Source organism: Paraburkholderia sp. BR10936 (assembly GCF_040965735.1).
GTDB lineage: Bacteria > Pseudomonadota > Gammaproteobacteria > Burkholderiales > Burkholderiaceae > Paraburkholderia > Paraburkholderia nodosa_A.
In genome coordinates this window covers 1-255 of record NZ_JBFRCM010000093.1, presented here as the reverse complement: position 1 = coordinate 255, position 255 = coordinate 1, and the positions used below count along the sequence as shown (strand labels likewise).

Sequence of the window (255 nt, the reverse complement as noted above, 5' to 3'; positions counted from 1 at the left end):
TCACCTACTCCACACCCATCTCCAGGTGTGTTTTGGATGAATCTCTTTACTACTTCTTCCTGATTGTTAAAGAACGACAGCCGATACGCTTTCACATACCGCTCTGACTGGCTCAATCGCCAATGCAAAAGGTTCTGCTTCGTGCAGAACGCTGTGCATTGAGGATTGGTGGAGGATGACGGGATCGAACCGACGACCCCCTGCTTGCAAAGCAGGTGCTCTCCCAGCTGAGCTAATCCCCCAGTCACACATACT

1 tRNA gene is annotated in these 255 nt (G+C 51.0%); it reads right to left on the bottom strand.

The annotated features are described in order from the left end of the window. Window positions 1-166 precede the first annotated feature (166 nt). A tRNA-Ala gene (locus tag AB4Y36_RS40560) sits at window positions 167-242 on the bottom strand. Between the last annotated feature and the right edge of the window lie 13 nt (window positions 243-255).